This is a genomic window from Spirulina sp. CCY15215 (assembly GCF_016888125.1).
GTDB lineage: Bacteria > Cyanobacteriota > Cyanobacteriia > Cyanobacteriales > Spirulinaceae > CCY15215.
On record NZ_JACSWA010000509.1, the window covers coordinates 1 to 4,576 of the forward strand.

1 protein-coding gene is annotated in these 4,576 nt (G+C 44.7%); it reads left to right on the forward strand.

Annotated elements, in window-relative coordinates:
• Window positions 1–234: 234 nt before the first annotated feature.
• Window positions 235–4,576, forward strand: a 4,342-nt coding sequence (locus JUI58_RS17065) for a DUF6531 domain-containing protein (RefSeq protein ID WP_204105006.1), incomplete at its 3' end; no start/stop codon positions are given.

Genomic DNA, 4,576 nt, shown 5'->3' on the forward strand with positions numbered 1-4,576 from the left:
AGGGTTTACCGTCGCTATCGGGATAAAGGAATTCGTCTTCAATGGTGGTCGGAGAAAGTTGTTGTACCATTGCCTCAAAGAAAGAAAGAATCAATACATTTGACTCCATTATACAGAATGAAAGAGTTTTCAACTCTTGTCAAGTTCTTTTTGGGCAAGTCAAGAGTAATTGAGTAGAGCGATCGATGGGGACAATCTGACTTAACCGTAAACAACGATACAGAAGCCCCCAAAGTGAAAATTAAGCCTTTGGGAACAGTGTATACCGTAGTTAATAATAGCGAGACAGAATACCAAATCGAGAAAACCGAACAAGAGGAAATCTCCTTCCAAGCCCTGGCAACAGATAACGAAGAAGTGAAGAGCTTACAGGTGTTCATCAATGATATCCCAGTAATTGCAGACGGTAATGGAGTCGTGACAGCAACCGTGGGAGAAGTAGGCAGTACAATTGCCGTGAAGGCGATCGCCACCGACAAAGCCGGAAATCAAAGCGAAGGCTCTTTCGAGGTGAAAGTGGTTGATACTTTGACTCCCGCGCAGTTGAACGTGGATTTGGATTTAAGTAACATTGAAGAAGAAGAAGAAGAAGAAGAAGAAGGAGAACGAGAAATTACCAATATTGTTGAGATCAAAGGAACGGTAGAGAATCTCGATGGTGGAGAAGTAGAATATTGCCTCGAAGCGATTCCCATTGCTGGAGGAGAACCGATAACAGTCTTTGAAGGAACGGGGCCGATCCAGAATGGCATCTTGGGCGAATTTGACCCGACCTTATTACCCAATGACAGTTATAATCTGCGCTTGACAGCAAAGGGCAACGGGCAAACGGTTTCGACAGAAAAGCACGTGGATGTGGTAGGGGATTTAAAATTGGGCAATTTCCAACTCTCCTTTACGGATTTGGAGATTCCAGTAGCAGGAATTCCCATTACCGTAACGCGCACCTATGATAGTTTGTATGCCCACGAGCAAGATAACTTCGGTTACGGTTGGCGCTTGGAATTCCGGGATACCAACCTCAAAACCAGCGTCCCCGCACCGTCAGAAGAGCAAGAATTATTAGGCCAGCACAATGCTTTCCGAGATGGAGATAAAGTCTTTATCACCCTTCCCGGTGGCAAACGCGAGGGCTTTACTTTCTCTCCTAAAATTCATCCCGAAGTCCAAGAAGCCTTGAATATGGGTGCGCCTTGGCCGGAAAGCGCTCTCTTCTACGTTCCTGCTTTTGTCTCTGAAGATGGCTCGGAGTTGACCCTCAGTACAAAGAATGAGTCTTTATTGAGGAATGCCAAAGGAGAATATTATTCTGCTAATGGTTTAAATTACAATCCTGCTCACTACTTCTTTGGCGGTAAATATACTCTGACGACGAAAGAAGGAATCGAGTATGAAATTGATGCCAACTCAGGGGATTTGTTGCAGGTAAAAGACCTGAATGAGAATACATTAACTTATTCCGATGCGGGGATTGTCAGTTCGACAGGGAAAGAAGTGAAGTTTGAACGAGATGCAGAAGGGCGCATTAAAACCGTTATTGACCCGGCAGGAGAGAAAATTGTTTATAACTACGATGAGAATGGCGATCTCATTTCTGTCATTGACCGAGAAGGGAATGAAACCGAATTGTTTTACGAAGAGACAGAGCGACCTCACTATCTTACCCGTATTGAAGACCCCTTGGGACGCGATGGCATTCGCACAGAATACGACCCCGTAACCGGACGCTTGACTAAAATGCTCGATGTCAACGGCAAAGCCATAGAATTGAGCTACGACCCAGCAAACTCCTTACAAACCGTCAAGGATCTGTATGGAGAAGAAACCCGCTATATTTACGACAATAACGGCAACGTCCTCACCGAAATCCAACCATCAGGACTGCGAATCGACCGCACTTATGAGAATAACCGCGTCAAAACCGAAACCCTGATTACCACAGAAAGCGGACCCGAAGGCTGGACAACAACCTACAAATACGATAATCAAGGTAATCTTCTCAACGAAACCGACCCAAATGGAGAAATAACCCGCTACACTTATGGCAACTACGGACGCTTATTAACAGAAACCGACCCCTTGGGGAATACCACCACCTACACCTATTCACCACGAGGAAATCTGCGCTCTAGCAAAGATGCTGAAGGAAATGTAACCCAATATGATTACGATTTGCGAGGCAATCTCCTCTCTCTCACCGATGCTAACCAAAAAGTAACTCGCTTTACCTACGACAACTTTGGCAACGTGAAAACCGTCACCGATGCCGAAGGAAATGTAACCGAATATGACTACGATCTGAACGGAAACCGTACCCAAGAAACCCGTAAAAACGTCACCCAACCCGACGGGACAAAAGCCGATATTATTTCCTACTGGAACTACGACAAAGAAGGACGAGTACAATTCTACACCGACCCAGAACGCATCGACCCCAATAATATTGAAAACCCCGCTAATGCCAGCACCCTTTATACCTACGACCCCAACGGAAATCAGATTCAAATTACAGATGCCAAAGGGAACATCAGCGAATCGATATATGATGAAAAAGGGCAATTAGTGGTTAGCATCTCTGCCGATGAAACAGCAGGAGATAAGACAGATAATCCTCGCACCGTAACAGTATACGACGAAGGAGGACGAGAGCGAGCTTCTATCGATGCGGAAGGAGTTATTACTCACTATATCTACGATGTAGCAGGACGTTTAGTTGAGACAGTTTACGGGGATGAGGTGAGCTTAGAAACCTTCCTCTCGGAAATGGATTTAGGAACGTATCAACCGACGGAATATACCCTTGCTGCTGTGGATTGGACAAAGGTTCTCTATCCGGTAGCGACTCCTTTACGAGTGCTGAATGCCGATTTACCTCGGAGGAAAACAGAATATAGTGAAGACGGACGAGTACAGGCAGAAATCGACGAGGAAGGAAACAGGACGGAATACAAATACGATGCTTTGGGACGTTTGGAACAGGTGATTTATCCCGATACAACCGATAACAATATTGATGACCGCAGCATCACCACCTACCAATACGATAAAGCAGGAAGGCGCACTCATGAAATTGATGCGAAAGGGAATGTAACCGAATATCAATACGATAATTTGGGACGGGTTGTGAAGGTTATTTTTGAGGATGAAACCTTCACAGAAACGAAATACGATAAACTGGGTCGTCGGGTGGAAAGTATTGACCCAGAGGGTATTATTACCAAGTACGAGTACGACGATTTGGGTCGTTTGACTGCGGTGGTGCAACCGTTGAATGGAGGAGAAATCAGAACCGAATACTTCTACGATGAAGCCGGTCGATTAATCCAAGTCAAAGATGCAGAAAACCAAAGCACCTATTATGAATACGACCAAGCAGGACGGCGCACAGTAGTAGAATTACCCGAAGGTCAACGCTCTGTCACTACCTATGATGAAGTGGGGAATATGAAAACATATACCGACTTCAATGGAGAAGTGACAAACTACGATTACGACGAACAGAATCGCTTAACATTGAAGGATTTAGAAGATGATGAAGATGTCAGTTATACCTACACTCCAGACGGTCAGATTGAAACGATAACGGATGGTCGAGGAACGACAGAATTTAAGTATGATGAGTTGGGTCGGTTGTTATCGAGGAAAGACCCAGATGGAGAGCATTTACCGAGTGGGAATACAATTGAATATCAGTACGATGATGCGGGGAATGTGACGGAAGTGAAAACGCTTGCGGGAACGATTGAATACAAATACGATGAATGGAATCGGTTAAAAACGGTTATTGAAGGGACGGAAGTGACGAGTTATTCCTACGATGCGGTGGGTAATTTGGAGCGGACAGAGTTTCCGAATGGCATGGTAGAAACAAGGAGTTATGATGAGTTGCATCGGTTACAGGTATTGGAAGTGAAGGATGGGAATGATACGGTGTTAGCGAAGTATGAATATAAGTTGAATGATGCGGGGTATCGGGAGCAGGTGAAGGAGAGTTTGTTGCAGCCGGATGGGATGGTTGTAGAGCGGACAATTGAGTACGATTATGATGAGTTGTATCGTCTGTTGGAGGCAGCAATTTTGGGTGGGGAGACGGTAGAGTATGCTTATGATGATGTTGGCAATCGTATTAGTTCTACGGATGCTGAAGGAACAAGGGAGTATGTTTATGATGAGAATGACAGGTTGATGCAGGAGTTGGTGAATGGGGTGGTTGTTGTCAGTTATACCTATGATGATAATGGCAATTTGAAGACGAGGACGGAAGGAGGTGAGACGGTTCATTATGTTTGGGATGACCAAAATCGTTTGGTAGAGGTGCAGACTCCGAATGAGACGATTCATTATGCTTATGATGATGATAATATTCGGGTTTCTCAGACGATTGGAGGAGAAACGACGAGTTATGTATTGGATAAGAATCGTCCTTATGCTCAGGTTTTGGCTGAGTATGTTGATGGTGAGGAAATTGCGAGTTATGTTTATGGTTTGGATTTGATTTCTCAGGAGCGAAATGATGTAGATTCTTATTATTTAGTGGACGGTTTGGGAAGTACGCGGGGATTGACGGATGAGAATG